Source organism: Nocardiopsis sp. NRRL B-16309, assembly GCF_001279585.1.
Taxonomy (GTDB): Bacteria; Actinomycetota; Actinomycetes; order Streptosporangiales; family Streptosporangiaceae; genus Nocardiopsis.
Genome location: NZ_LGEC01000086.1, coordinates 1 through 25168 on the forward strand (window position 1 = coordinate 1; position 25168 = coordinate 25168).

Sequence of the window (25168 nt, forward strand, 5' to 3'; positions counted from 1 at the left end):
GGGGGCCGGGGGAGGTGGGGGCGGCTGGAGCGGTCGGAGCGGTGGGGGCGACAGCGGCGGTCGGAGCGGCCGCAGCGGTGAGGGCGGCGGACGTGGCAGGAGCGGTCGGAGCGGTGGGGGCGACGGAGGTGGCGGCCGTATGCGGGTTTCCGGAAGAGCCGGGGGCCGTGGTGTCGGACGGCGTGCGGCCGGCGGCGACGTGCCCGGCGAGTCCGCGGGCCGTGGGGTAGGTGAACAGGTCGACGACGGACAGGTCGGGGTCGAGTTCCTCGACCAGTCTGCGGTGGGCCAGGACGAGGGTCAGCGAGGTGGCTCCCAGGCGGAAGAAGGGGGTCGTCGGGTCGATGTCGGTGTGCAGGAGTTCGCCGAGGACGCGGGTGATGACGCGTTCGGCCTCCGGGTCGCGGTGCTCCCCGCGCGGCGCGGCCGCGGGCGGTGCCCCGGTGGAGGCCGCGGGCGCGACCGAGCCGTTGGCAGCGGTGTTCGGAGCCGTCAGGCGCTCCCCGGCGGTGGGCACGGGAGCAGGCGCGGGGCCGGACGGGGCGGGCGCTCCGCCGGGCGGGGACGGGGATGGCCGGTCGGGCGTCCCGGCCGGGGCCGCGCCGACGCCCGAGGACGGAACACCTCCCGGTGAGGGCTGGGGCGGGGCTTCGGACGAGCCGTGGACGCCGGTGGTCCCGGCCTGGGCGGCCCCGGCGGGAACGAGGTCGATGGCCACGAGCCCGTCGGAGCAGAACCGGTGCGCGGTGGCGAGCCCGGGCAGCGCCGCGTCCTCCAGCCCGGCGGCCCACGCGCCCGCCGCCGACAGCGCCCGTGCGGGCGGGAGCGAGCCCGCCTCCACGCGCAGGGACACGGCCAGCCCCGACGCGAGGGCCTGGCGGACCAGCCCCTCCAGCCCCGCGTCACCCGCAGTGCCGGTGGCGGCGGTCTCCGCTATGGGCGCGCGCTCCGCCGTGGGAGCGGGTTCCGCGGCGGGTGCCTCCTCCGTGGAGGCAGGGTGTTCCGGCGGCGGTGCGGCGGTGCGGTCGCGTTCCTGGGACGCCCCGCCCTCCGTCGCCCGCGCGCCGCCCCGGGGCCGCGTGTAGGGGTTCTCCAGCGCCTTGTAGTCGATCTTGCCGTTGTTCGTCACCGGGAACCGCGCCATGCGCACGATCCGGCTCGGCACCATGTAGTCGGGCACCCGCTCGCGGAGCAGGCCGATCAGGCGCTCGTCCTCGGGGGCGGGAGAGGTCTCGCTCTCGATGAGGAACGCGACCAGCCGCGGCCGGTCGTCCGGTCCGCGCATCGACATGGCCACGGCCTGGCGCACGCCCGGCACCCGGTCCAGGGCGGACTCCACCTCGCCGAGTTCGATCCGGTGGCCGCGGATCTTCACCTGCCGGTCGAGGCGGCCCAGGAACTCGATGTTGCCGTCGGTGCGCCAGCGTCCCATGTCACCGGTGTGGTAGAGCCGTCCGAGCACGGGGTGGTCGATGAAGCGCTCCGCGGTCTGTGCCGGGTCGCCGATGTACCCGCGCGCCAGGCCGTCGCCGCCGATGAAGAGCTCACCGGGCACGCCCACGGGGCTCGGCGCCCCGGTCGCGGCGTCGATGATGTGGAAGCTCTGGCCGCGCAGGGCCCGGCCGTAGGGAATGCTGGGCCACTCCGGGTCGACCTCCTCCACGGGATAGCAGATCGACCAGATGGAGCCCTCCGTCGCGCCGCCCAGGCTCACCACCCGTGCGTTGGGCGCCAGGGCGCGCAGCCGGTCGGGCAGCGTCACCGGGATCCAGTCGGCGGACAGGAAGACCAGGCGCAGGTCGGCGAGCGCGGTGCGCGCCAGGTCCGGGTCGATCTCCGCGTACTCGACGAGCATCTCCATCAGCGCGGGCGCGGTGTTCCACAGGGTGACGCGGTGGCGGGCCATCAGCTCCAGCCAGTGGCCGGGGTCGCGCTGGCGTGCGGCGTCGGGCAGGACCAGGGCCGCACCGGTGCCCATGACGCCGAAGACGTCGTGCACCGACAGGTCGAAGCTGAACGCAGACAGCGCCAGCATCCGGTCGTCCGGGCCGACCGGGAAGCGGTCGATGAGGTCGTCGATCGTCGTACGCGCGGCCCGGTGCTCGATGGCCACACCCTTCGGGCGGCCGGTGGACCCGGACGTGAAGATGACGTAGGCGAGGTCGTCCGGCGCGGGCGTGCGCGGTCCGTCGCCACGGGTGGTCTCGACCCCGACGGACGTACTGGGTCCATCGGTCACAGCGGTCCCGTCGGCCGTGCTGGTCCCGTCGGCCGCGCTGGCTCCGTCGGTCCCACCGGCGGCGTCGGACTCGGCGGGTACGGGGGAGAGTTCTCCGGTGGGGGCGACCTCGTGGACGGCCACCCCGACGGGCCAGACGACCGTGCTCCCGGCGGCGACCAGGGCCCGGCGCACACCCGCCTGCGCGCACACCGACGCGATCCGCTCGGCGGGCCAGGAGGGTTCCACCGGCACGTAACCGGCTCCGGAGGCCGAGACGCCTAGGAGCGCGGCCACCTGGTCCACCCCCTTGTCCAGGCAGACCGCGACGAGGTCCCCCGCGCCGATCCCGGCCGCGGCCAGCAGCGCGCCCGTGCGGCGGGTCCGCTCCGCCAGCACCCCGTGCGTCACCGAGCGCGACGAGTCCACCAGCGCGGGACGGTCGGGCGTGCGCTCCGCGGCGGCGCGCAGCGGGTCGTCCAGCAGCGGGCCCGCGCCGTCGAACGGGCGGCAGTCCAGGGGCTCCGCGGGAAGGAAGGCCGGGTCCCATGCCAGGGCGGGGTCGGTCCACGCCCGCGGCTCATGGGCGAGCCTGCGCAGGAGCCGGGCGTGCGCGGCGGCCATCCCGGCCGCGAATCCGGGCGGCAGCGCGCCGTCGACGGTGTCCCAGCAGATCCGCAGCGCACCGCCCTCTTCGTGCACGATGTGGTCCAGCGCGACCTGCGGGGTCTGGGAGATCCCGAAGACCTCCTCACCGAGCCAGCCCGCCGGGACCTCGCCGGGTTCGGACAGCCCGATCCCGCTGGTGAAGACGACCGGATGGGTGGGCGTCAGGTCGGTGCCGCCCCCGGCGCCCGCCTCCCGCAGGACCTCGACCCCGGAGACCGAGCGGTGCTCCAGGTCGGTCCAGAAGCGCTGGTTCACCCGGGTCGCGAACGCGAGGAAGCCGGACTCCGGGCTGCCCTGCGGCATCTCGACGAGCAGGGTCGAGGTGAAGTCGCCGACGAGGTGGCGCAGGCCGGGGTCGTCCGGCCGGTCGAAGAGCGTGGTGTTGAGCGTGAACGGTTCGGCGGCGCCCCAGCGCGCCAGTGTCAGCCCGAACGCGGCGAGCAGCAGGCCCGTGGGACTGAGCCCTTCGGCGGCCGCGCGGGTACGCAGCTCCTGCCAGACCTCGGGGGAGAGGCGCTCGGTCTGCCGGGTGAACCGGTGGCCGTGGACCCCGGCCAGGTCGGTGCTCCAGGGCAGGCGCGGGCCGTCGGGCAGAGTGGGCACCCGTGCGCGCCAGTACTCCAGGTCGAGTTCGCGCCGCCGCTGTTCGGCGGGGTCCTCGCTCCTGCGGCGCAGCACCTCGGCGAAGGTGACCGGTGCCCGCGGCAGCTCCGCGTCCGGGTCGTCGACGAGTGTCCCCCACTCGGTCAGCACCTGCATCCACCCGGCGAGGTCGAGGGCTAGGACGTCCACACCGAGCTGGATGCGCGTGCGCCCGTCGGGCAGCAGGATCGCGTGGATGTCGAACAGGGGCCAGCGGTCGGTCGGCCGGACCTGGTGCGAGCGCGCCCGGCGCAGTTCGGTGAGCGTGTTCTCCGCGTCCTGCGGAGCGGCCGCGCGCAGGTCGGTGCGGGCGATCCGGTACTCGTCCACCTCCGGCAGGACCCGCTGGCGACCGTCGCGCTCCACGACCATGCGCAGCATCGGGTGGCGGGCGACCAGGCGGTTCCAGGCGGCGGCCAGGCGCTCGACGTCCGCCTCGGGATCGTCGGCCTTGGGGTGGCGGTCGTACTCGCGGTAGTAGAACGTGGCCACTCCGCCCAGGGGGAAGGCCGGGTCCCGGCCGATCCAGTAGGCGGTCTGCAGGGGCGTGAGCGGGAAGGACGCCTCACCGCCGGGATCGCTCACCCCGGCCGCGACGGTGGCGGCGGTGGCGCCGCCCAGGAACGCGGTCAGCGGGAGGTCCAGGTCCAGGTCGTCACGCAGGCGGCGGCGCAGGCGGACGGCGGTGAAGGACTCCAGGCCCAGGGAGGTGAGGGATGTGCCCGGATCGACGTCCGCTGTGTCGAGGTCGAGGACTTCGGCGATGATCGCGGCGATCTCCGTGACCGGGGTGGACGCGGGGGCGGATACCTCACGCATGGATCTCCATCCGTCGGGGCGCGTTGTGGGGGCGCGAGCACGGGTGGGGTCCGCCGGGCTCGCACATGATAATGGTAATCATTTTCAACCCATGTGTCCACAGATGCCCGGGATGTTCATCGATCGCCACGGGGCCCGGGGCGGGCTCGGCCGGGGACCGTCGCAGCGTGATCGAGGATCTGCCCAGGTGGAATCCGGCGAGGACACGGTCACCGCCGCCCGGACCGCACTTCGACCCCTTCGAGCGGTGCGGACCCGCTCTGACCCGCGATGGCGGTTGGGAGCTCACACCGGACGGCCCAGGGCGTCGACGGGGGCGAACACCCTGATCAGCCGGCCGGAGGCGGCGACGGACACGCCCAGGCCGGTGGCGATCAGGGGCGGCACACCCGCGATGACGGACGCGTCGGTCGCGGTGGGCAGGAGGACGACGAAGAGGCCGAGCGGCCAGACCGGCGGCCCGCGGTTCGCGCGGATCCCCGCGGGTCGGCGCCGACGGAACGGCCCCAATCCTCGCCCGTCGCCGCACGGTCGCGGTCGGTCACGGTGGGCCCAGGGCGGCGAGCTTGCCCTCCAGCAGGGCCCGCTGGCTCTCGTTGCCGCACAGTTCCACGGCGCGCTCCAGTTCGGCTCGGGCCTCCTTCGTGCGACCCAACCGGGTGAGGAGCTCCCCGCGCACGCTCGGCAGCAGATACGATCCGGCCAGCGCGCCGTCGGCCGCCAGGGCGTCCACGACCTCCAGCGCCGCCGCCGGCCCCTGGGCCATGGAGACCGCCACCGCGCGGTTGAGGTCGACCACCGGCGACGGCGCCAGGCGGCCGAGCGCCTCGTACAGGACCACGATCCGCTCCCAGTCCGTCGCCTCGACCGACGGGGCCAGCGCGTGGCACTCGGCGATCGCCGCCTGGAGGCCGAAGGCGCCCAGACCGCGTCCGGACCCGCTCGCGCGGGCCAGCGCGGCCCTCCCACGGCGGATCGCGGAACGGTCCCAGCGCCTCCGGTCCTGGTCCGCCAACAGGACCGGCCGCCCGTCCCGCCCCGTGCGGGCGGGAAAGCGTGCCGCGGTCAGTTCGAGCAGCGCCAGCAGCCCGTGGACCTCGGGTTCGTCCGGCACCAGGCGGGCCAGCACCCGCGCCAACCGCTGCGCCTCGGTGGCCAGGTCCAGCCGGAGCAGGTCCCTGCCGGAACTGGCCGTGGACCCCTCCGTGAAGATCACGTACACCACGTTCAGCACCGAGCCGAGCCGCTCGGCCCGTTCGGCGGCCGAGGGCACCTCGAAGGGCACCCGCGCCGCTCCCAGGGTCTTCTTCGCCCGCGTGATGCGCGCCTGCACGGTCGCGGTCGGGACGAGGCAGGCCCGGGCGATCTCGTCACTGGTCAGACCGCCGACCACGCGCAGGGTGAGAGCCACCCTCGCCTCCCGCGACAGCACGGGATGGCAGGCGGTGAACATCAGGGCGAGCACGTCGTCGGCGATCTGGTCCGGATCCCACAGCACGTCGGCGGCCTCCCGGGCCGGGTCGGTCGGCGCGCTCCCCGCGGCCACGCCGCCCTCGCCCAGGTCACGGGCGAGGACGGCGTAGCGCTCGTCGCGGGCGGAGCGCCGGCGGAACGCGTCGATCGCGCGGCGCCGGCCCACGGTGAGCAGCCAGCCCGCCGGGTGGGCGGGAACCCCCTCACGCGGCCAGGTCACCAGCGCCTCCGCCAGTGCCTCCTGCGCCAGGTCCTCGGCCAGCGCGAAATCGCCGGTGTAGCGCGCGAGCGCCCCGACGATCCGCGCCGACTCGATCCGCCAGACGGCGGCCACGGCCTCCCGGCCGGTCGGATCAGCCATCGTCACGGACCCCGCTCAGAGCTGGCCGGTGGCCTCGCGCCACGCCCGCTCCTTCTGGATCCACTCGTTGTCCTGCGGGAACTCGTCGATCGTGGTGACCCGGCGGATCTCGGTCTTGAAGCCGGGGCCCGTGATCGGCTGCCGCTTGGCCCACTCCACGGCCTCCTCCTTGGAGGCCACGTTGAGGATGTAGAAGCCGCCGAACAGCTCCTTGACCTCGCCGTAGGGTCCGTCGGTCACCACGGGCGGCTCGGAGGAGTAGTCGACGACCACACCCTCGGCGGCGTCGTCGAGCCCTTCCGCCGCCACCAGCACACCGGCCCGGATCAGCTCCTCGTTGAAGCGGCCCATCGTCTCGATCATCTTGTTGAAGTCGGTGTCCGCCATCGCGGCGAAGGCCTCGTCGGTCGCGCGCATGATCAGCATGAACTTCATGGAACTGCCTTCCCGTCTCGATCCCCTCAGTGGGACCTTCTCACCCCTAGGTCGAACGGCGACGAAGCGGATCGACACGGCCGCCTAAATTCCTTCCGGCGATCCTCGGGAGGTCCCGTGCGCTCACAGCAGGAAGCTGAACAGGGGGCTGTCCGGGGAGACCCGTTCGATCCGGTGCGGGGCCGTCGCCATCCGTTTGAGCAGCGGTTCCAGGTCCTCCGGGGACCCCAGTTCGACACCGACCAGGGCCGGGCCGGTCTCGCGGTTGCTGCGCTTGACGTACTCGAACAGCGTGATGTCGTCGTCCGGCCCCAGCACGTCGTCGAGGAACCGGCGCAGCGCGCCCGGCTCCTGCGGGAACTCGACGAGGAAGTAGTGCTTGCGGTCCTCGAACAGCAGCGCCCGCTCGACGATGTCGGCGTACCGGCTGACGTCGTTGTTGCCGCCGGAGAGCAGGCACACCACGGTCGCGCCGTCGGGCAGGCCCAGGGCGGGGTTGAGCGCGGCGGGGGCCAGTGCGCCCGCGGGCTCGCTGATGATCCCGTCGCTCTGGTACAGGTCCAGCATCTCCACACAGATCCGCCCCTCGGGGACGGCGGTCAGCCGCGGGCGCCACCGGTCGGCGACCGCGAAGGTGTGCTCGCCGACCAGGCGGACGGCGGCGCCGTCCACGAACGGGTCGACCTCCTCCAGCGGGACCGGGCGGCCGTGGTCGAGTGCCAGCGCCATGCTCGCGGCGCCCCGGGGCTCCGCGCCGACGACCAGGACGCCGGGGTGCTCCTCCCGGAGCCAGGTGAGCGTTCCGGCCAGCAGGCCGCCGCCGCCCACCGGCACGACGACGGCGTCGGGCGCCCGCCCGAGCTGGTCGACGGCCTCGCGGACCACGGTCCCCTGCCCGGCGATCGTGCGCGGATCGTCGAACGCGGGGATCAGGGTCGTGCCGCTCCGGGCCGCGTACTCGCGCGCCGCCGCGGCCGCCTCGTCGTAGGTGTCGCCGTGCGAGACGACCTCGACGTACCGTCCGCCCAGCCGGGCCACGCGCTCGCGCTTCTGCCGGGGCGTGGTCCGCGGCAGGTAGACGCGGGCCGCGACACCGAGCGCCGCGCAGGCGAAGGCCACGCCCTGCGCGTGGTTGCCCGCGCTCGCGCAGACCACGCCCCGCTCCCGCTGCCCGGCGGGCAGCCGACTGATGACGTTGTAGGCTCCGCGCACCTTGTAGGACCGCACCGGGGTCAGGTCCTCGCGTTTGAGCCACACGTCGAGCCCGTGCCGCTCGGACAGGCGCTCGTTGCGCTGCAGGGGCGTGGGCGGCAGCACACCGGCGAGCCGTTCGGCCGCCTCGGCCACGTCGGCGGCGGTCACCGGGGTCGGAACTGGGCTTGTCGTCACGGACTCGGTCTCCTGGCTGGTGGTGCGGTGGGGCCTCATGAGAAGCGCGGGAGGCCGTCGGCCGGATCCGCGGCCCCGGGCCGGTGCCGGGTGGGATCGCCGGGCCCTCGGTGCCCCCACGTGGGACGGGCCGTCTCCGCCGCCGGGTCGGACGCGACGGGCGAGGGGCCTGTCGCCACCGTACAGCGCCGCCGGGGGAGCGGGTGGGGCCGGTCGGACTCGGCCGGGCCCGGACACCGCACACGGCCATGGCCGTACAGGCCACGGCTGGGACCCGACCCCCCGGTGGCGGCCGCACACGGCCGCGGCCGCTGTCCGGTGACCGTGTCCCGAACCCCGGCCGTCGCTGTGCGATGAGAAGGCGGCCTTCGGTGTGTGATTCGCTCGTCCCCGTCGTTGGTATCGGAAAGCGCTTGCCATTCTGGGGCGGAACCTCGCGGGACCGGCACGTCGGCGAGAACACCCCCTGCCGCGCCCCGGACCGCGGCCCGTGGGGCGGCGCTCCTGTCGACCGACCAGGGGCCGGTGCCTCGTACAGTGAGAACTCCAGCTCGGGCGGAGGGGATCCTCGACGGCCCGTGACCGAACGCAGGGCCCCGCTCAGGCGGACGCGCCCCGGAGAGGAACTCCTTGTACCTGGCCCGTATCAAGCTCGACCCCAAGCGCAGCACCGGCATGGACCAGTGGGCGGCCATGGGGAAGGCCGTGCGCAGGGCGGTCGACCCCGACCCCGCCTCCGACGCCCGCGTCCTGTGGGCGCGCACCTCGCCCGCCACACTGGTGGTCAGCTCCGACACCGCTCCCGCCTGGGGCAAGGTCCCCGGCGCGGTCGCCGCCACGATCAACCCGATGCCGCGGCACCCCGAGGGCGAGACGATCCGGTGGGAGCTCATCTCGGCGCCCACGGGGCAGCGTGCCCCGGAGTCCGCCGAGGAGGGCGCCCGCTCGCGCGGCAAGCGCGTCCCGCTGCCGGAGGAGGAGTTCGAGGGCTGGCTGGACGACAAGTTCGGGGACGCCCTGTACGTGACCTCGGCCAAGTGGAAGCACCTGGGCGGCAGGCCCGCCCGGTACCACTTCACCGGGACGGCCGAGGTGCGTGACAGCGACGCCCTCCAGGAACTGTGCCTGTCCGGCATCGGCGCGGGCACGGCCACCGGAGCCGGGCTGCTCCTCACCGCCCCGCTGGCCGCGGAGTAGCCGGACTCCCTCCGGTCGGCGGGCCCCCTCCGGTCGGCGGGCCCCCTCCGGTCGGCGGGCCCCCTCCGGTCGGCGGACTCCCTCCGGTCGGCCGACTCCGACGTTCATGTCCCCGTCGCTCCCGGTCGGGTGCGGTGGACGAGCGGCCCCCTCCGGCCGGTGGGTGCGCAACGCCTCGCCGGGCGCGGGGCGGACGTGGGGCGGTCCTCACCGGTCCCAGGCGCGTGCGCGCAGCAGGCGCAGGCCGTTGAGGGCCACCACGACCGTCGACCCCTCGTGCCCGGCCACCGCCAGCGCGAGCGGCAGTGTGCCGACCAGGTCCCAGGTCACCAGTACCGCGATGAACGTGCCCGCCACGCACAGGTTGGCGACCACGAACCGGCGCGCCCGCCGGGACAGCGCGATCAGCCGGGGCAGGGTCGACAGGTCGTCGCGCACGATGATCGCGTCGGCGGTGTCCAGCGCCAGGTCCGAGCCGCGCCGCCCCATGGCCACACCGGTGGTCGCGGCGGCCATCGCGGGCGCGTCGTTGACCCCGTCGCCCACCAGGAGGACCCGGGTACCCGCGTCCTCCATCTCCTTGACCGCCGCGGCCTTGTCCTGGGGCAGGAGGTCGGCGCGCACGTGGCCGATGCCCGTGGCCCGGGCGATGTCGGCCGCGGTGGCGCGGTTGTCCCCGGTGAGCAGGTGGACCGGCCCGCCCGTGAGCGCGCCGACCTCCGCCACCGTCCGGGGCGCCTCGGGGCGCAGGGCGTCGGCGAGGACGATCCGTCCCGCCGTCCGACCGTCCACGGTGACGGCGATCCGGGTGCTCGCCGGTGCGTCGGGTTCCGTGGGGGCCCGCTCGACCCGGACCAGGGCCCCGTCCACGGTCGCGCTCACCCCGACCCCGGGCAGGGACGCGAAGTCCCGTGCGTCGAGCCGGTCGGCGCCGTCCTCCTCGGCGCGGGCGCGGACGGCGTCGGCCAGCGGGTGCTCGCTGTAGCGCTCCACGGCCGCGGCCAGACCCAGGACCTCCGCCACGGTCCGGCCCGGTTCGGGGACCACCTCGGTGACCCGGGGCTCGCCGCGCGTGAGCGTGCCGGTCTTGTCGAAGGCCACCACGCCGGTCCGGCCGATCTGTTCCATCACGGTGGCGGACTTGACCAGCACCCCGTGGCGTCCGGCGTTGGCGATGGCGGCCAGCAGCGGCGGCATGGTCGACAGGACCACCGCGCAGGGGGAGGCCACGATCATGAACACGATCGCGCGCAGCAGTGCCGACTCGAAGTCCTCGCCCAGCAGCAGGGGGACGGCCAGGACGAGCAGGGTGGCCGCCACCACGAGGACGGAGTAGCGTCGCTCGATCCGCTCGATGAACAGCTGGGTCTCGGCCTTGGTGGCCGAGGCCTCCTCGACCAGGGTCACGATCCGCGCGATCACCGACTCCCCGGCCGGGCGGTCCACGCGCACGCGCAGCGCGCCGGTGCCGTTGATGGTGCCCGAGAGCACCTCGTCGCCCTCGCACCGGGGGACCGGGACCGACTCCCCGGTGATGGCCTGCTGGTCGACCTCGCTGCGGCCGTCCAGGACCGTGCCGTCGGCCCCCACGCGTTCGCCCGGGCGGACCAGCACCGTGTCGCCGACCCGGAGTTCGCTGGTGTCGACGGTCTCCTCGTGGTCGCCGCCGGGGGTGGCGCGCAGCCGGACGGCGCGTTCGGGGGCCAGGGTCAGCAGCGCGCTCACGGAGTCGGCCGTGCGCTGGGTGACCACGGCCTCCAGGGCGCCGGAGGTGGCGAAGATGACGATGAGCAGGGCGCCGTCGAAGACCTGGCCGATGGAGGCCGCGGCGATCGCGGCGACGATCATGAGCAGGTCCACGTCCAGCGTGCGCTCGCGTGCGGCGCGCAGTCCGGCGAGGGCGGGTTCCCAGCCGCCGGTGCCGTAGCAGGCGAGGAACAGGCCCCACCAGAGCCAGCCGGGAGCGCCGAGGAGCTGGGCGGTCCAGCCGGCCAGGAACAGCAGCAGCGCGGTCAGCGCCCAGCGGACCTCGGCCAGGCGCAGGCCGGTCCGGAGCAGGGAGGGCGGTCGTACGGCGCCGCGGGAGGAGGGAGTGCGCGGCGGGGCGGTGGCGGAGGGGTGCATCAGACCTGGTCCTCGGCACGCGCGGTGCCGGTGGCGCCCGCGGCGGCGTCTTCGCCGGTGGTCGCGCCGGCATCGGCGGCGGCGCCCTCGACCGCACGTTCCGGGGGCCGCCCGGTGCCGCCCTCGGCGGCGTCTCCGTCGGCCCGTCCGACCGGGCCCGGTGCCCGGCCTCCGGTCGGCGCGACCCGGGCGCGGTGGTGGGCGGGTTCGACCTCCAGGGCGTGCTCGGCCTGGTAGACGGCGTCGGCGACGAGCTGGCGGGCGTGCTCGTTGGCCAGGCTGTAGTACATCCGGTTGCCCTCCCTCCGGCACGCCACGACGCGGCCCATCCGGAGCTTGGCCAGGTGCTGGGAGACCGAGGGGCCGGGCTTGTCGAGGCGTTCGGCCAGCTCGTTGACGGAGAGTTCGCCGCCGCGCAGGGCGAGGATGATGCGGACCCGGGTGGCGTCGGCGAGCAGCGTCAGGATCTCCACGGCGTACTCGACGTAGGGGCTGTTCTCGTCGAGCCCGCATCTCTTACTATCTGCGTTCATACGCAGATAGTAGACATCTCGGGGGCGGAGGGGCAAGCCCGCGCCCGGTCGGCGCGGAGCGCCGGCGCCCACCTCCACCGGTACCGGCGCACCGCCGTGCTGGTGGGCTCGGCCACCGCCCCGAGGAGATCACCGTGACCGTCGGCACCGACCGCCCTCGGACGCCGCCCCCGGCGGTGGCGGGCGCGGTCTGCTCGGCCTGCGCGAAGGCGTCGCGGTGCTGGGCGGCGGCTTCACCGCGGGCGCGCGCGAGGGCGGCGGCTTCACCGTGCACGCGCGCATCCCCGCCCCCGGTGGGCGACCGCGCGTGAGCGAGCCGATCCGGGCCCCGGTCTGCGACGACCAGGTGCTGATCCGCACGGGCCTGGCCACCGTCATCGACGCCCAACCCGACCTGGAGACCGGGATATCGCTCCTGGACGGCGCCGAACCGGCGGAGAAGTCGAACGGGCGCACGGGCGCCGTTCTGGCGTATGATTCCGGGTAAGCGATCGGCTGTGCCGGACGGCGCGGAACGGTCTTTCGCGCCGAGTGGCGATTCGCCCAGGGAGCACCCGACGAAAGTCCGTCGCACACCGGTCACCGGATGTGCCCACTGCGGGTTCTCGTCTCCGTTCCACCCGAATCCCCCACGTGGACGTCGGCCGTTGGCCATGGGCCCGGCCTTCCATCGAACACCCTCCCCCCGAGGCAGAGCGCTCCGGCCGCGGACCCTCGAAACGCTGTTCCGGAATTCATCGAACCATATGGGCAAGGACACACATGATCTCCCATTCTCCGGTGGCGACACTGTCCGCTACGGCCACGCATCCCCCCAATGCGGAATACGAGGGATTCATCGGCTGGGTCATCAGCCTGATCTCCACCCTCGGAGAGGTCGGCGTCGGCCTCGCCCTCGCCATCGAAACGCTGTTTCCGCCGGTGCCCAGTGAACTCGTTCTTCCGGTCGCCGGCTATCTCGCCTACGCGGGGGAGATGAACTTCGCGCTCGCCCTGTTCTGCGCCACGGTGGGTGCGATGGTCGGTGCCTGGATCTTCTACGCCGCCGGTGCGCTGTTCGGGCGGGAGCGCACGCGGTGGCTGTTCGAGAAGATGCCGCTGTTCGAGGTGGAGGACTTCCACCGGGCCGAGCGCGTCTTCGCGCGGTGGGGCTTCATCGCCGTCATGGTCGGCCGCTGCGTTCCGCTGGTGCGTAGCGCGATCTCCGTTCCGGCCGGTATCGAGCGCATGCCGCTCTGGAAGTTCTCGCTCTACACGCTGATCGGCAGCGGGGTGTGGAACTCGGTCTGGATCGGATTGGGATTCGCCTTCGGTCCACAGATCCACCCCCTCCTGGCCCAGTACAGCAGCCTGTTGAGCAACGCCGTGCTAGTCGTCATCGGACTGCTGGTGGCCTGGTTCGTGGTCTCTCGCTCGCTCAGGATCGTCCGCGCGCGCAGGGCCGCGGCCGAGGAGGCTCCCGCCGTCGAGAGCACCACGACCTGATCGGCGCCCACAGGCTGTGAGCGCCGTGCCGCGCCCACGCCACCTGCGGCGTGGCGGCGGACACGGCGACGGCCGGGGGAGCGCGGGCGCTCCTCCGGCCGTGTGCGGGTGCTGTCGGACTACAGACGTGCCTTGATCAGTTCCTTGGCACGTGCGGCGCGCTCGCGGTCCTGCTTCTGGACCTGCTCGAAGAACTCCACGAGTTCCTCGTCGCCGGAGTCCTTGGCGTCACGGATGTAGCGCTCGATCGTGTCGCCCTCCTGGAGCACGTGGTACAGCACGCTCACCATGTCGTAGTGCTCGTCACGTGTGTGCAGAGCCTGCTCGGTGGAGTCGCCCATGTCCCCTCCCTGTGCGTCCGGTGGTCGTGGGCCGTCATTCGCTCGCCTGCCCGAGCAGGGTGGGACCAAACGGGGATGAGGGTAAATCCCCGGCAGGGCGGACGCGGTCAGACGAACTTCGGGTAGAGCATCATGCCGCCGTCGACGAACACCGTCGAGCCGACGACGTACTCCGCCCGGTCGGAGGCCAGGAAGGCCACCACACCGGCGACGTCGGACACCTGGCCCCACCGCCCCAGCGGGATCTGCTCCTCCACCGCCTCCCGGCGGCGCGAGTCGGCGAGCACGTCCTCGTTGATGGAGGTCGCGATCGCCCCCGGCGCCACCGCCAGCACGCGGATGCCGTGCGGAGCGAGTTCGCGCGCGATGCTGCGGGTGAACATGCGCTGCCCGCCCTTGGACGCGCAGTAGTGGGAGAACTCCTTCCAGGGGATCTCCTCGTGGACGCTGCTGATGTTGATGATCGCGCCGCGCGAGCCGCGGTCCAGCATGATCCGCGCCGCTTCCCGTGAGCACAGGAACGTGCCGGTGAGGTTGACGTCGATGACCTTGCGCCACCACTCCAGCTCCATGTCCACCAGCGGGGAGGGGCGTTCGATCCCGGCGTTGTTGACCAGCAGGTCGAGGCCGTCGAACGCGTCGGCGGCCCGGGCGAACGCCCGCTGGACCTGGTCCTCCTGAGAGACGTCCATCCGCACGGTGACGGCTCTGCCGCCCGCGTCCCGGATCTGCTCGGCCATCGCGTCGGCGGACGTTGAGTCGTCCAGGTGGTTGATCGCCACGGCGGCCCCGTGCGCGGCGAGCCGGTAGGCGATGCCGCGCCCGATCCCGGAGTCGGCGCCGGTCACCAGCGCCTTGCGGCCGTCCAGGAGCCGCTCCCCGGGCGGCTCGATCGTGAACGTGTCGGTCGTGGGCTCGCCGTCCACAGCATCTCCCGGTCCGGTGGCAGGTACGAGAGCCTGTCTACATCACGGCCGCCCCGCGCGGGGAGACCACCACACCGTGTCCGGCGCGCCCTCCGAGGCCGACTCGGGGGTCGAGGGGATCGAAGGGCACGGGAGTCAGCGGAAGACCACGGTACTGCGCCCGTACAGCAGGACCCGGTGCTGGCAGTGCCAGCGCACCGCACGGGACAGCGCCAGTGCCTCGGCGTCGCGCCCCACGGTCGCCAGCGCCCGAGGGTCGAAGGAGTGGTCCACCCGCAGCACCTCCTGCTCGATGATCGGGCCCTCGTCGAGGTCGGGCGTGACGTAGTGCGCGGTCGCGCCGACGTACTTCACCCCGCGCTCGTAGGCCTGGTGGTAGGGCCTGGCGCCCTTGAAACCGGGCAGGAAGGAGTGGTGGATGTTGATCACGCGGCCTTCGAGCTTGGCGCACAGCTCGTCCGAGAGCACCTGCATGTACCGCGCCAGCACCACGAGGTCGGCGCCGTACTCCTCGACGAGTTCGAGCAGGCGCGCCTCGGCGGCGGCCTTGGACCCGTCGGTCACCGGCACGTGCACGAAGTCCAGGCCCGCCGCCTCGGCCATCGGACGCAGGTTCTCGTGGTTGGACACCACCCCGACCAGCTCCCCGTCGAGGTTGCCCGCGCGCCACCGGAACAGCAGGTCGTTCAGGCAGTGGGCGGTCTTGGACACCATCACCAGGATGCGCGGGCGCCGCTCGTCCCACAGGTGGAAGTCCATGTCGAACTCCCGTGCCACGGGCGCGAACTCGCCCCTGAGGGTGTCGGCGTCGTGCCCGGCGTCCCCGGACGAGAACGCCGTCCGCAGGAACAGCTGGCCGCGCACGTTGTCGTCGAACTGCTGGTGCTCGACGATGTCGCAGCCGCGGTCGACCAGGAACTCGGTCACCGCGTGGACGATGCCCGCCCGTTCCGGGCACCGTAGGGTCAGGGTGAAGTCGCGCGCCACGGTGGTCTCCTCGATGGGGTGAGAGTTCTGGGTGCCGGAACCGCCCACGCGCCGGTCAGCACTCGACGACGTTGAGCGCGAGCCCGCCGCGGGCGGTCTCCTTGTACTTGTCCTTCATGTCAGCGCCGGTCTCCCGCATGGTCTTGATGGCCTTGTCCAGGGACACGTGGTGGGCGCCGTCGCCGCGGACCGACATCCGCGCCGCGGTGATGGCCTTGACGGCGGCGATCGCGTTGCGCTCGATGCAGGGGATCTGGACCAGGCCGCCCACCGGATCGCAGGTCAGGCCCAGGTTGTGCTCGATGCCGATCTCCGCTGCGTTCTCCACCTGGGCGGGGGCGCCGCCGAGCACCTCGGCCAGGCCGGCGGCGGCCATGGAGCAGGCGGAACCGACCTCGCCCTGGCATCCGACCTCCGCGCCGGAGATCGAGGCGTTCTGTTTGAACAGCATGCCGACCGCGCCCGCGGTGAGCAGGAACCGCACGATGCCGTCCTCGTCGGCGCCGGGCACGAAGCGGTCGTAGTAGGACAGGACCGCAGGGATGATCCCGGCCGCGCCGTTGGTCGGCGCGGTCACGACCCGTCCGCCCGCCGCGTTCTCCTCGTTGACCGCCAGCGCGAACATCGTGACCCACTCCATGGCGCGCAGCGGGTCACCGGTCTCGCCCGCGGCCTCCAGGTCCGCCCGCAGCGCCGCGGCGCGCCTTCGGACCCTGAGCCCGCCGGGCAGCACGCCCCGGGTCGTGGACCCGCGGTCCACGCACTCGCGCATCACCGACCAGATCCGCAGCAGCCCGTCCCTGGTCTCCCGCTCCGTGCGGCGGGAGCGCTCGTTGGCCAGCATCACCGCGCTGAGGGGCAGGCCCGCGCGTCCGGCCCGGTCCAGCAGTTCCCCGGCGGTGGAGAACGGGAACTCCACGGGCGTGGGGTCCTCGACCAGGACCGCGGCCCCGGCGGCGTCCTCGTCCACGACGAAGCCGCCGCCGACCGAGTAGTAGGTCCGGACCGCGACGGTGGCCCGCTCGCGGTCGAACGCGTGGAACACCATGCCGTTGCTGTGGAAGTCGAGCCGCCGTGTGCGGTGCAGCACGACGTCGTCGTCGGCCGAGAACCCGATCACGCGGCCCCCGGCCAGCTCAAGCTTCCCGGCCGCCGCCACGTCGTCCACCACCGGCCGGGCCGCGACCGGGTCGACCGTGTCGGGAGCGTGGCCCGCCAGCCCCAGCACGACGGCGCCGACGCTGCCGTGCCCGTGGCCGGTCGCGCCCAGCGACCCGAACAGCTCGACCCGCACCGACGCGACCCGCGACGACGCCCCCTCCGCCCGCAGGCCGTCCGCGAACGCCTTCGCCGCGCGCATCGGACCGACGGTGTGCGAGCTCGACGGTCCGATGCCGACCGTGAACAGGTCGAACACGCTCAGGCTCATGACAGGGCCGCCCGGTACTCGACACTCGCGTCGCACAGCCACGCGGCGAGGTACTCGGCGAAGGAGGACCTGACCAGCAGGGTGAACGCGTCGCACTCGGCGTCGTCCACGCGCAGTACGACTCCGGCCCGCGCGAGCAGGGTCTGTACGCAGGTCCCGGTGGGCGCCGCCGACGGGTGCAGGTCGATCGCGCAGCCGTGGGCGAGGACGTCCCGCGCGTGGGGGCCCGACAGCGCCAGCGTCGTGCGCTGGGCCGAGGTGTCCACGACCGCGCCGCGCGCGGGGCGCACGGCCGCGCGGAGGGCGTCCTCGACCAGTGCGCGCCGGTCGGGTCCGGCCACCACGAGGAACTCGTCCGGCCCCATCCACAGCACCTCGACGTCGCCGAAGGGGCCGCCGCCCCGGGTGGACGTGCACGGGTCGGCCGGGAAGGCGACGCCCAGGGCCTCGCCCATCCTGGCCACCGCGACCGCGTCGCGGGCCCGCACGGTGAGCTGGGTCAGGAACGGCCGCTCGGCCACGTCGAGGGCGGGGGCGAGGGCGGCGAGTCGGTCGGTCCACGCGGCCAGCGGGCTGGTCCGAACGCTGGTGTCAGCCGTCACGGCGGGCTCCTTCCTTGTCGTAGAGCACGGACTCGGTCACGGTGACCGGTACCAGGCCGTCCCCGACCGGGACGTGGAGGATCTCCCCGACGCGCTCGCGGCCCGAGCGCACCACCGCGAGCGCGAACGTCCGGTCCAGGGCGGCGCTGCGGTAGCTGGACGTGACGTGGCCGAGCATCCGGACCGGGGGCTCGGGCAGGTCGTCGGTGTCGACCACCTGCGCGCCCTCCGGCAGCCGGACGTCCCGGTCCAGCGGCAGCAGCCCGACGAGCTGCTTGCGGTCCGGGCGGTTGTTCTCCGCCCGGTCGAAGGACCGCTTGCCGAGGAAGTCGGCCTTCTTCTTCGACACGGCCCACGCCATCCCCAGGTCCTGGGGCGTGACCGTGGCGTCGGTCTCCTGGCCGATGATCGGGTAGCCCTTCTCGGCGCGCAGCACGTGCATGGTCTCGGTGCCGTAGGGCGTGATCCCGTACGCCTCGCCCGCCGCCATGAGGGCCTCCCACACGGCCGGGCCGTGCCAGGCGGTCACGTTGATCTCGTAGGCCAGCTCCCCGGAGAAGCTGATCCGGCACACCCGCGCGGTGACGCCCGGGCCCACGTCCAGGACGGTGTCCCGCCACGCCATGAACTCGAAGGCGTCGTTGCCCACGTCCAGGCCGGGGGCCAGCGCGGCGAGCACGTCGCGCGAACGCGGCCCGACCAGCGGGAACGTGGCCCAGTGCTCGGTGACCGAGGCGGCGTACACGTCCAGGTGCGGCCACTCGGTCTGCAGCCACTCCTCCATCCAGTCCAGGACCATGGCTGCGTTGCCGGTCGTCGTGGTCACCAGGAAGCGGTCCTCGGCCAGCCGGATGACGGTGCCGTCGTCGATGACCATGCCGTCGACACCGCACATGAGCCCGTAGCGGATCCTGCCGACCCGCAGGCCGCTCATCTTGTTCGTGTAGAGCATGTCGAGGAACCGTCCGGCGTCCCGGCCCTGGACGTCGATCTTGCCCAGGGTCGAGCCGTCCATCAGCGCGACGCCCTCGCGCGCGGCACGGCACTCGCGCAGCACGGCGGTGTCCATGTCCTCGCCCGGCAGGGGGAAGTACCAGGGCCGCTTCCACTGCCCCACGTCCTCGAACAGCGCGCCGCGCGCGACGTGCCAGGCGTGGACGGCGGTCACCCGCGCCGGGTCGTGCAGTTCCCCGCGGTCGCGCCCGGCCAGCGCGGCGAAGGGCACCGGGGTGTAGGGGGGCCGGAACGTGGTGGGCCGCTGGTCGGAGAGTTCGACTCCCAGGGCCTCGGCGACGATGCCCGCGGTGATCGTTCCGGAGGTCTTGCCCTGGTCGTGCGCGGTGCCGATGGTCGTGTACCGCTTGACGTGTTCGAGGGAGCTCAGCCCCGCGCCGGTGGCGCGCAGGACGTCGGAGACCGTCGCGTCGCGCTGCAGGTCGACGAAGCGGGTGTCGGGCGCGTCCCGCGGGGCTTCGCCCGGGACGCGCCAGAGCACCAGGCCGGGCTGTTCCCCGGCCCGCGGTTCCGAGGCCGGCAGTGCGACCTCGTCGGGGCGCGAACCGGTGGCGAGCGCCGCCTCGCAGCCGGCCTCCCACCCCTGCCGCAGGCACGCGGACAGGTCGTGGGCGCCGGTCGCCGATCCGGCCACCCGCACGGTCGCCGGTGCCTGGCCCGGAACGTGGGCGCCGAGCCGGGAGTCGTAGCGCAGGGTGCCCCCCGCCTGGCTGAACAGGTGCACGACGGGGTTCCACCCGCCGCCGACGAGCAGGGTGTCGCAGTCGATCGTGTCGGCGGCTCCGGCGGTTCCGATGGCGTCGGCCGACCCGTCGGAGCCGGCGGCCGGGGCCACGTGGACCGCGCTGACGCGGTCCCCGCCCTCGGTCCCGGTGACGACGTGGCCCGCGCGGACATCGATCCCGTGGGCGCAGCACCGCGCGCGCAGCAGCCGGGGCGCGGTCGGCCTGGCGTCCACGACCGCCGCCACCTCCATCCCGGCGTTCGCGAGGTCGAGCGCCGCCGCGTAGGCGCTGTCGTCGGTCGCGAAGACGACCGCCCGCGTGCCGGGCAGCACGCCGTAGCGGTGCAGGTAGGTGCGCGCCGACCCGGCGAGCATGATCCCGGGGCGGTCGTTGTCGGCGAAGACGACGGGCCGCTCGTGGGCGCCGGTGGCCAGGACGGTCTGCGCGGCCCTGATCCGCCAGACCCGCTGGCGGGCCGCGTGGGCGGGCGCGTCGAAGCCCAGGTGGTCGGTGCGGCGCTGCAGGGCGAGGACGAACCCGTCCTGGTAGACGCCGAACGCGGTCGTGCGCTCCAGGAGCAGGACACCGGGGGTGCCCCGCAGCTCCGCCACGGTGTCGTCGACCCACTCCGTCCACGGGCGCTCGTCGAGGTACTCCCTGGTACCCAGCAGCGCGCCCCCGGCCCGGCTCTGCTCGTCGACCACGACGACGCGGGCACCGCCGCGGGCCGCGGTGAGCGCGGCCATCAGCCCCGCGGGCCCGGTTCCGACGACGAGGACGTCGCAGTGCGCGTGCTTGGCGTCGTAGCGGGCCGGGTCGGGCTCGTCCGCCAGCCGGCCCCGCCCGGGCAGGCCGTGGGCCACGAGGCCGTCGTAGAGCTCGACCGTGGTCGCGGTCAGCATCGGCTCGGGGAAGGGCTGTTCGATCTGCACCAGCGACGTCGGGTCCTCCGAGCCCGCCGCCACGATGCCGCGCGGTCGGCCGAACTTGACGCTGGTGCCGATCCGGTGCTCGCCGTTGGCCAGCAGCGCGGAGGCGAGGGTGTCGCCGCGGTAGCCGGTCATCGACCGGCCGTTGAAGGTGAACCGCAGCTCGGTGCCCCTGTCGACGTGCCCGCCGGTGGGCAGGCGGAAGGCCGCGCTCACGAGACCACCTCGTCCCTTTCACTGGCGTCGGGCCTCGGCTCGCCGACGCGGTACACGGACAGCAGTTCGTAGGTCCTGGTGTCGCGGACGGCGTTGAACCACCGGCGGCAGCCCGCGCTGTGGCTCCACCGCTCCGCGAACGGACCGCACGGGTTGTCGCGGAAGAACACGAACCGGGCCCACTCCTGGTCGGTCAGCGCGCCGGGGTCCTCGGGATAGGCCACGTGCGCCTGGCCGCCGTAGTGGAACTCGGCTTCCTCGCGCGGCCCGCACCACGGGCAGGGGATGAGTTGCATGGCTGGCTCCTCGCTCTCAGTGCGCGACGGCGGCGGCGCCGTGCTCGTCGACCAGGGCGCCGGTGGTGAACCGTTCGAGGGTGAAGGGTTCGTTGAACCGGTGCGGTTTGTCGTGGGCGATGGTGTGCGCGAAGCAGTCGCCGACGCCGGGGGTGGCCTTGAAGCCGCCGGTGCCCCAACCGCAGTTGAGGTAGAGGCCCTCGACCGGGGTGAGGCCGACGATGGGGGAGGCGTCGGGGCTCACGTCGACGATGCCCGCCCACGTGCGCAGCAGATGGGCTCTGGCGAAGATCGGGAACAGCTCCAGGGCGGCCGACATCTGCCGCTCGATGATGTGGAACGATCCCCGCTGCCCGTAGCCGTTGTAGCTGTCGATGCCCGCGCCCATGACCAGTTCGCCCTTGTGCGCCTGGGAGACGTAGACGTGCACCGCGTTGGACATCACCACGGTGGGGTGGACGGGTTCGAGCAGTTCGGAGACCAGGGCCTGGAGCGGGTGCGAGGTGAGCGGGAGCCGGAGGCCGACCATCTCCGCGAGCACCGAGCTGTGGCCGGCCGCGCACAGCGCGACCCGGCCCGCGGCGATGCGCCCGCGCGTGGTCCGCACGGCGGTGACCCGGTCGCCGACCGTCTCGATGCCGGTGACCTCGCAGTTCTGGATGAGGTCGACGCCCATCGCGTGCGCGGCCCGCGCGTACCCCCAGGCCACGTAGTCGTGCTTGGCGATGCCCGCGCGCGGCTGGTAGGTGGCCCCGAGCACCGGGTAGCGCACGTCCGGCGCGGTGTTGACGATCGGGCAGACCTCCTTGACGCCCCGCGGGTCCAGCCATTCGGCGTCGACGCCGTTGAGCCGGTTGGCGTTGACCCGCCGCACGCTGTCGCGTACGTCCTGGAGGCTGTGCGCGAGGTTGAGCACCCCGCGCTGGTCGAACAGGATCGGGTAGCCGAGGTCCTCCTCCAGGCCCTCCCACAGCTTCAGCGAGTGCTCGTAGATGCCGGAGCTCTCGTCCCACAGGTAGTTGGAGCGGATGATCGTGGTGTTGCGGGCCATGTTGCCGCCCGCCAGCCACCCCTTCTCCAGGACCGCCACGTTCGTGATGCCGTGCACCTTGGCGAGGTAGTAGGCGGTGGCCAGGCCGTGCCCGCCGCCGCCCACGACCACCACGTCGTAGGCGGGCCGCGGCTCCGGGTCCTCCCACAGGAAGCCGGGGTGGTCGGGCAGGTGTGCGCCGGGCGGCGGGGCCGGGGACACGGGGTCGGTCATCGCGATGCCTCCAGCGGGGGTCCGGGGTGGCCGTCACTTAGTCGACGACTGATATATCAGCTTTCGTTGTACTGTAGGTCACATGGGAACACAGGTCAATGAGTCATCCTCGGAAACCTCGATGGCGGACCGGGCCTACGCCGAGATCCGCGACCGCCTGGTGATGCTCGACATCAAGCCGGGCGAACCGATCAACGAGGACCGGCTCGGCAGCGAACTCGGCATGGGGCGCACCCCGATCCGGGAGGCGCTCAAACGCCTGGCGCGCGACCGCATGGTCATCGCCTACCCGCGCCGCGGCACCTTCGCCACCGACGTGCACATCGCCGACCTCGCGCACATCTCCGAGGTGCGGCGCACCCTGGAGCCCCTGGCCGCCGCGTCGGCGGCCGAGCGGGCCACCGACGCCGACCGCGCCGACCTCGCCGAGCTGCGGTCCCGCCTGGAGGAGGACCAGGCCGAGGACAACACCGCGCTGCTCCGCGCCGACGTCAGCGTGCACCGGGCGATCTACCGGTGCGTGTACAACCCGTTCCTCCAGGACACCCTGGTCACCTACGACGACCTCGCCACCCGGATCTGGTGCGTCTTCATCCCCCGGCTGTCAGGGGTGACCGGCCACGTGGAGGAGCACATCCCCCTGCTGACCGCCATCATCGAGCGCGACGCGGACAAGGCCGCGGAACTCGCCCTGGAGCACGTCGCCGGCTTCGAGCGAGCCATCAAAGCCCTCATCTGAGCGTGTGCTTCGACCCCGGCAGGATTCCTCCGGTCGGAGGCCGCCGTCTCCCGGACCACGACGGGGAGGCCCGACCGCGGCCCATGGCCGGGCCGCGGGCGTCCACGGGCCGGGTACCGGTGTTCCGTGCCGGGTGTGGCGGAGGCTCTGGTGTGTGCCGGGCCGCCTCCCGTCAGGCGGCGGCCGCGGGCTTGAGGAGCGGGACGTCCTGGGACAGCTTGCGGAACCCGACGCCGTAGTACAGTTCGCGGGCCGACGGGTGTCCGGGCGCTCCCAGGCAGGCGACCGTGGCGTGCACGGCCCCCGCCTCCCGGGCCAGGCGCATCCCGTGCAGGAGCACCGACCGGCCCAGTCCCAGGCGCCGGTGGCCGGGGTGCGTCCCGACCGGCTCGAACTCGACGGTGCGGTTCGCCTCGTCCAGCCACATGATCGCCGAGGACGCCATCGTCCCGTCCGGCGCCTCCACCAGCACGTGCAGGTCGTCGTGGTAGCCCCGCGTCTCCCGCACGTCCCGGTAGGCCTCGACCGAGTACGCCCGAGGTCCCCAGGCGTTCAGGTGGGCCCGGACCGCGGCCTCCTCCCCGGCCTCGTCGGCGGTGCGGAACCGGTACCCGTCCGGGAGCGCCGGCGGCTCCAGGCCGGTGAGGTCGCGCTGGTTGAGCTGGGTCCAGGACCCGGTGTCGCCCTGCCCGGACGGGTCGGGCACGTACCCGTGCGACGCCCACCGCTCCAGGGCGAAGCCGTCGGAGGCGCCCGGCAGCGCGGTGCGCTCCAGGCCCGGCGCCGTGGCGTCGTACCAGTCGATCACCTCGTCGACCAACGCGGCGTGGTCGGGGTGGACCTGGTGGGCCAGGTAGGAGCCGGTGACGTCATGGACCGACCCGTCGCTGACCCGAACGCTGCGCGGCAGCTGGGCCCACCCCCACGCCACCAGGTCCCCGCCGGAGAACCACAGGCGGCGGCGCCACGCGGAGCCCTGGGCGGTGTGCGCCCTGCCCCAGTTCCAGGCCAGCTCGCCGAACGAGGCGTCGCTGTTCACCAGCTCCGGGTGGGTCGCGGCGATGCGCTGCGCCAGGCCCTGCATGAGTTCCACGTCCGCGGCGGTCACAAGCTCTGAGGTCGTCACAGTGCCCCACGGTGCCAGGAAGCCGCGGGCCCGTCGACTGGTTTTCCGGCCGCCGGTCACTCTCCTGGGGCGCCGCCGTGGACGGTCGACTCGCCGTCACCATGTAGGCCGAGCGGATACGCGGCCGGGCCCGGGGAGAGCGTCGCGGCGCTCTCCCCGGGCCGCGCGACCCCGAACGCCGACACGCGCGTGGAGGAAGGCGGGATCGGTCACGCACCCCCGTGCCGTGCGCGTGCGGCGTGTGCCCTCAGACCGCGTCGCGGGCGCACCGGAAGCCGGCGTTGCCCATCGACGAGTCCGGGGTGAGCCCCTGGCGCGCGCTCACGCGGTAGCGCCGGCAGTAGGACGCGTGGCACAGGTAGGACCCGCCGCGCGAACTCCGGCGGGCGCCGTCCTCGGGACCACCCGTCCCGCGGGGGCCCCGTCCGGCGTGCGGGTCCGTGTCGAACCGGTCCTGGCACCACTCCCACACGTTGCCCGTCATGTTGTACAGTCCGAGGCCGTTCGGCTCGAACGCGGTGACGGGGCAGGTCCCGAGCCAGCCGTCTGCGACGGTGTTGCCCTGCGGGAAGGTCCCCTGCCAGACGTTCATCCGGTGCTCGCCGCCGGGTTCGAGCTCATCGCCCCACGGGAAGGCGCAGCCCTCCAGCCCGCCCCGGGCCGCGTACTCCCATTCGGCCTCGGTCGCCAGGCGCAGCCCGGCCCAGTCACAGTAGGCCCGGGCGTCGTCCCAGGACACGTGCACCACCGGATGGTCCGCCCGGTCGGCGACCCCTGACCCCGGACCCTCCGGCCGCCGCCAGTCCGCGCCCTCCACCAGGCGCCACCACGGCGCGCTCGCCACCGCCCGCGTGGGCGGGAAGTCGTCCGGCAGGAGCCCGCCGAACACGAAGGACCAGCCGAACCGCTCGGCGGCCGTGCGGTGGCCCGTCGCGTCGGCGAACGCGGCGAACGCGGCGTTGCTGACCGTCGTCGGGCTGATCCAGAACGGCTCCACCTCCACCCGGCGGACCGGTCCCTCGCCGTCGCCGGGATAGGAGCGGGCGTCGTCGCTGCCCATGAGGAAGGTTCCGCCCTCCAGCGGCACCAGGCCGCTCACGTCGCCCGGCTCCCGCTCGAACGCCGGTCGCGCGCCGGGGCGCGCCGCGCCTCCCGCGCCCAGTGCGCTTCCCGCGCTTCCCGCGCTTCCCGAGCCCTGTGCGCCTCCCGCGCTCCCCGCGCTTCCCGCG

Annotated in this window: 20 protein-coding genes and 1 pseudogene; 4 read left to right on the forward strand and 17 right to left on the reverse strand. The window is 73.7% G+C overall.

The features are described 5' to 3' along the window. The 5 genes from ADL05_RS19280 to ilvA form a co-directional block, all read right to left on the reverse strand. Positions 1-4348 (reverse strand): non-ribosomal peptide synthetase (locus ADL05_RS19280; protein ID WP_053618397.1); only part of this gene is annotated, 4348 nt, incomplete at its 3' end. A 285-nt stretch (positions 4349-4633) separates the two neighbouring features. Beyond that, a complete protein-coding gene (locus ADL05_RS19285) occupies positions 4634-4858 on the reverse strand; it encodes a hypothetical protein (protein WP_053618398.1) in 225 nt (74 codons plus the stop codon). 31 nt (positions 4859-4889) lie between these two features. Further along, complete coding sequence (locus ADL05_RS19290; RefSeq protein WP_053618399.1) at positions 4890-6182, reverse strand: RNA polymerase sigma factor; 1293 nt, start codon at positions 6180-6182, stop codon at positions 4890-4892. A 15-nt stretch (positions 6183-6197) separates the two neighbouring features. Beyond that, positions 6198-6617 carry a YciI family protein gene (locus ADL05_RS19295; RefSeq protein ID WP_053618400.1) on the reverse strand — a complete coding sequence of 140 codons (420 nt, stop codon included), beginning with the start codon at positions 6615-6617 and terminating at the stop codon, positions 6198-6200. A gap of 123 nt (positions 6618-6740) precedes the next feature. After that, a complete protein-coding gene (gene ilvA, locus ADL05_RS19300; protein WP_231640819.1) occupies positions 6741-8006 on the reverse strand; it encodes a threonine ammonia-lyase IlvA in 1266 nt (421 codons plus the stop codon). 630 nt (positions 8007-8636) lie between these two features. Here ilvA and ADL05_RS19305 point away from each other — a divergent pair. Then, on the forward strand, positions 8637-9203 hold the full coding sequence (locus ADL05_RS19305; protein WP_053618402.1) for a type I-E CRISPR-associated protein Cas6/Cse3/CasE: 567 nt from the start codon (positions 8637-8639) through the stop codon (positions 9201-9203). 207 nt (positions 9204-9410) lie between these two features. On the opposite strand, the gene ADL05_RS19310 is transcribed toward ADL05_RS19305, so the two are convergent. Both ADL05_RS19310 and ADL05_RS32305 read right to left on the reverse strand, forming a co-directional pair. After that, a complete protein-coding gene (locus ADL05_RS19310) occupies positions 9411-11327 on the reverse strand; it encodes a heavy metal translocating P-type ATPase (RefSeq protein ID WP_053618403.1) in 1917 nt (638 codons plus the stop codon). Continuing rightward, entirely contained in the window at positions 11327-11860 is a 534-nt protein-coding gene (locus ADL05_RS32305; RefSeq protein WP_197285857.1) for a metalloregulator ArsR/SmtB family transcription factor, read from the reverse strand. Before ADL05_RS32305 ends, ADL05_RS19310 begins: the two co-directional genes overlap by 1 nt. A gap of 307 nt (positions 11861-12167) precedes the next feature. On the opposite strand from ADL05_RS32305, the pseudogene ADL05_RS32485 reads away from it, so the two are divergent. Then, positions 12168-12260 (forward strand): annotated as a pseudogene (locus ADL05_RS32485) (DNA-binding response regulator); the annotation flags it as partial. A 380-nt stretch (positions 12261-12640) separates the two neighbouring features. Beyond that, on the forward strand, positions 12641-13345 hold the full coding sequence (locus tag ADL05_RS19325; protein WP_231640820.1) for a DedA family protein: 705 nt from the start codon (positions 12641-12643) through the stop codon (positions 13343-13345). Between the two features lie 119 nt (positions 13346-13464). Here ADL05_RS19325 and ADL05_RS19330 read toward each other — a convergent pair whose 3' ends face one another. The 8 genes from ADL05_RS19330 to ADL05_RS19365 all read right to left on the reverse strand — a co-directional run bounded on the left by ADL05_RS19330 (position 13465) and on the right by ADL05_RS19365 (position 22074). After that, positions 13465-13686 carry a hypothetical protein gene (locus ADL05_RS19330; RefSeq protein ID WP_053618406.1) on the reverse strand — a complete coding sequence of 74 codons (222 nt, stop codon included), beginning with the start codon at positions 13684-13686 and terminating at the stop codon, positions 13465-13467. A gap of 107 nt (positions 13687-13793) precedes the next feature. Beyond that, on the reverse strand, positions 13794-14612 hold the full coding sequence (locus tag ADL05_RS19335; protein ID WP_197285858.1) for a glucose 1-dehydrogenase: 819 nt from the start codon (positions 14610-14612) through the stop codon (positions 13794-13796). A 135-nt stretch (positions 14613-14747) separates the two neighbouring features. After that, complete coding sequence (gene purU / locus ADL05_RS19340; protein ID WP_053618426.1) at positions 14748-15599, reverse strand: formyltetrahydrofolate deformylase; 852 nt, start codon at positions 15597-15599, stop codon at positions 14748-14750. 55 nt (positions 15600-15654) lie between these two features. Next, positions 15655-17028, reverse strand: coding sequence for an L-serine ammonia-lyase (locus ADL05_RS19345; protein WP_053618407.1), 1374 nt, complete (start codon positions 17026-17028; stop codon positions 15655-15657). Further along, the gene (locus tag ADL05_RS19350; RefSeq protein ID WP_053618408.1) at positions 17025-17630 is read right to left on the reverse strand and encodes a sarcosine oxidase subunit gamma; all 606 of its coding nucleotides are present in this window, start codon (positions 17628-17630) and stop codon (positions 17025-17027) included. The genes ADL05_RS19345 and ADL05_RS19350 overlap by 4 nt, the downstream gene beginning before the upstream one ends. Next, on the reverse strand, positions 17620-20514 hold the full coding sequence (locus ADL05_RS19355; RefSeq protein ID WP_053618409.1) for a 2Fe-2S iron-sulfur cluster-binding protein: 2895 nt from the start codon (positions 20512-20514) through the stop codon (positions 17620-17622). The genes ADL05_RS19350 and ADL05_RS19355 overlap by 11 nt, the downstream gene beginning before the upstream one ends. Then, complete coding sequence (locus ADL05_RS19360; protein ID WP_053618410.1) at positions 20511-20810, reverse strand: sarcosine oxidase subunit delta; 300 nt, start codon at positions 20808-20810, stop codon at positions 20511-20513. Before ADL05_RS19360 ends, ADL05_RS19355 begins: the two co-directional genes overlap by 4 nt. Positions 20811-20826: 16 nt before the next feature. Then, the gene (locus tag ADL05_RS19365; protein ID WP_156365925.1) at positions 20827-22074 is read right to left on the reverse strand and encodes a sarcosine oxidase subunit beta family protein; all 1248 of its coding nucleotides are present in this window, start codon (positions 22072-22074) and stop codon (positions 20827-20829) included. An 82-nt stretch (positions 22075-22156) separates the two neighbouring features. On the opposite strand from ADL05_RS19365, the gene ADL05_RS19370 reads away from it, so the two are divergent. Continuing rightward, positions 22157-22813, forward strand: a complete 657-nt coding sequence (locus ADL05_RS19370) for a GntR family transcriptional regulator (RefSeq protein WP_053618411.1) — start codon at positions 22157-22159, stop codon at positions 22811-22813. Positions 22814-22985: 172 nt separating this feature from the next. Here the strand turns inward: ADL05_RS19370 and ADL05_RS19375 are convergent, their stop codons facing one another. After that, positions 22986-23939: a GNAT family N-acetyltransferase gene (locus ADL05_RS19375; protein WP_053618412.1), complete on the reverse strand. Its 954-nt coding sequence runs from the start codon at positions 23937-23939 to the stop codon at positions 22986-22988. 247 nt (positions 23940-24186) lie between these two features. Beyond that, positions 24187-25038, reverse strand: a complete 852-nt coding sequence (locus ADL05_RS19380; protein ID WP_369800972.1) for a formylglycine-generating enzyme family protein — start codon at positions 25036-25038, stop codon at positions 24187-24189. Between the last annotated feature and the right edge of the window lie 130 nt (positions 25039-25168).

Coding starts and splice junctions, on each gene's coding strand:
- ADL05_RS19290 (WP_053618399.1), bottom strand. CDS start 6,182: ATGGCTGATCCGACCGGCCGGGAGGCCGTGGCCGCCGTCTGGCGGATC.
- ADL05_RS32305 (WP_197285857.1), bottom strand. CDS start 11,860: ATGAACGCAGATAGTAAGAGATGCGGGCTCGACGAGAACAGCCCCTAC.
- ADL05_RS19345 (WP_053618407.1), bottom strand. CDS start 17,028: ATGAGCCTGAGCGTGTTCGACCTGTTCACGGTCGGCATCGGACCGTCG.
- ADL05_RS19365 (WP_156365925.1), bottom strand. CDS start 22,074: ATGACCGACCCCGTGTCCCCGGCCCCGCCGCCCGGCGCACACCTGCCC.
- ADL05_RS19370 (WP_053618411.1), top strand. CDS start 22,157: ATGGGAACACAGGTCAATGAGTCATCCTCGGAAACCTCGATGGCGGAC.
- ADL05_RS19360 (WP_053618410.1), bottom strand. CDS start 20,810: ATGCAACTCATCCCCTGCCCGTGGTGCGGGCCGCGCGAGGAAGCCGAG.
- ADL05_RS19295 (WP_053618400.1), bottom strand. CDS start 6,617: ATGAAGTTCATGCTGATCATGCGCGCGACCGACGAGGCCTTCGCCGCG.
- ADL05_RS19330 (WP_053618406.1), bottom strand. CDS start 13,686: ATGGGCGACTCCACCGAGCAGGCTCTGCACACACGTGACGAGCACTAC.
- ADL05_RS19310 (WP_053618403.1), bottom strand. CDS start 11,327: ATGCACCCCTCCGCCACCGCCCCGCCGCGCACTCCCTCCTCCCGCGGC.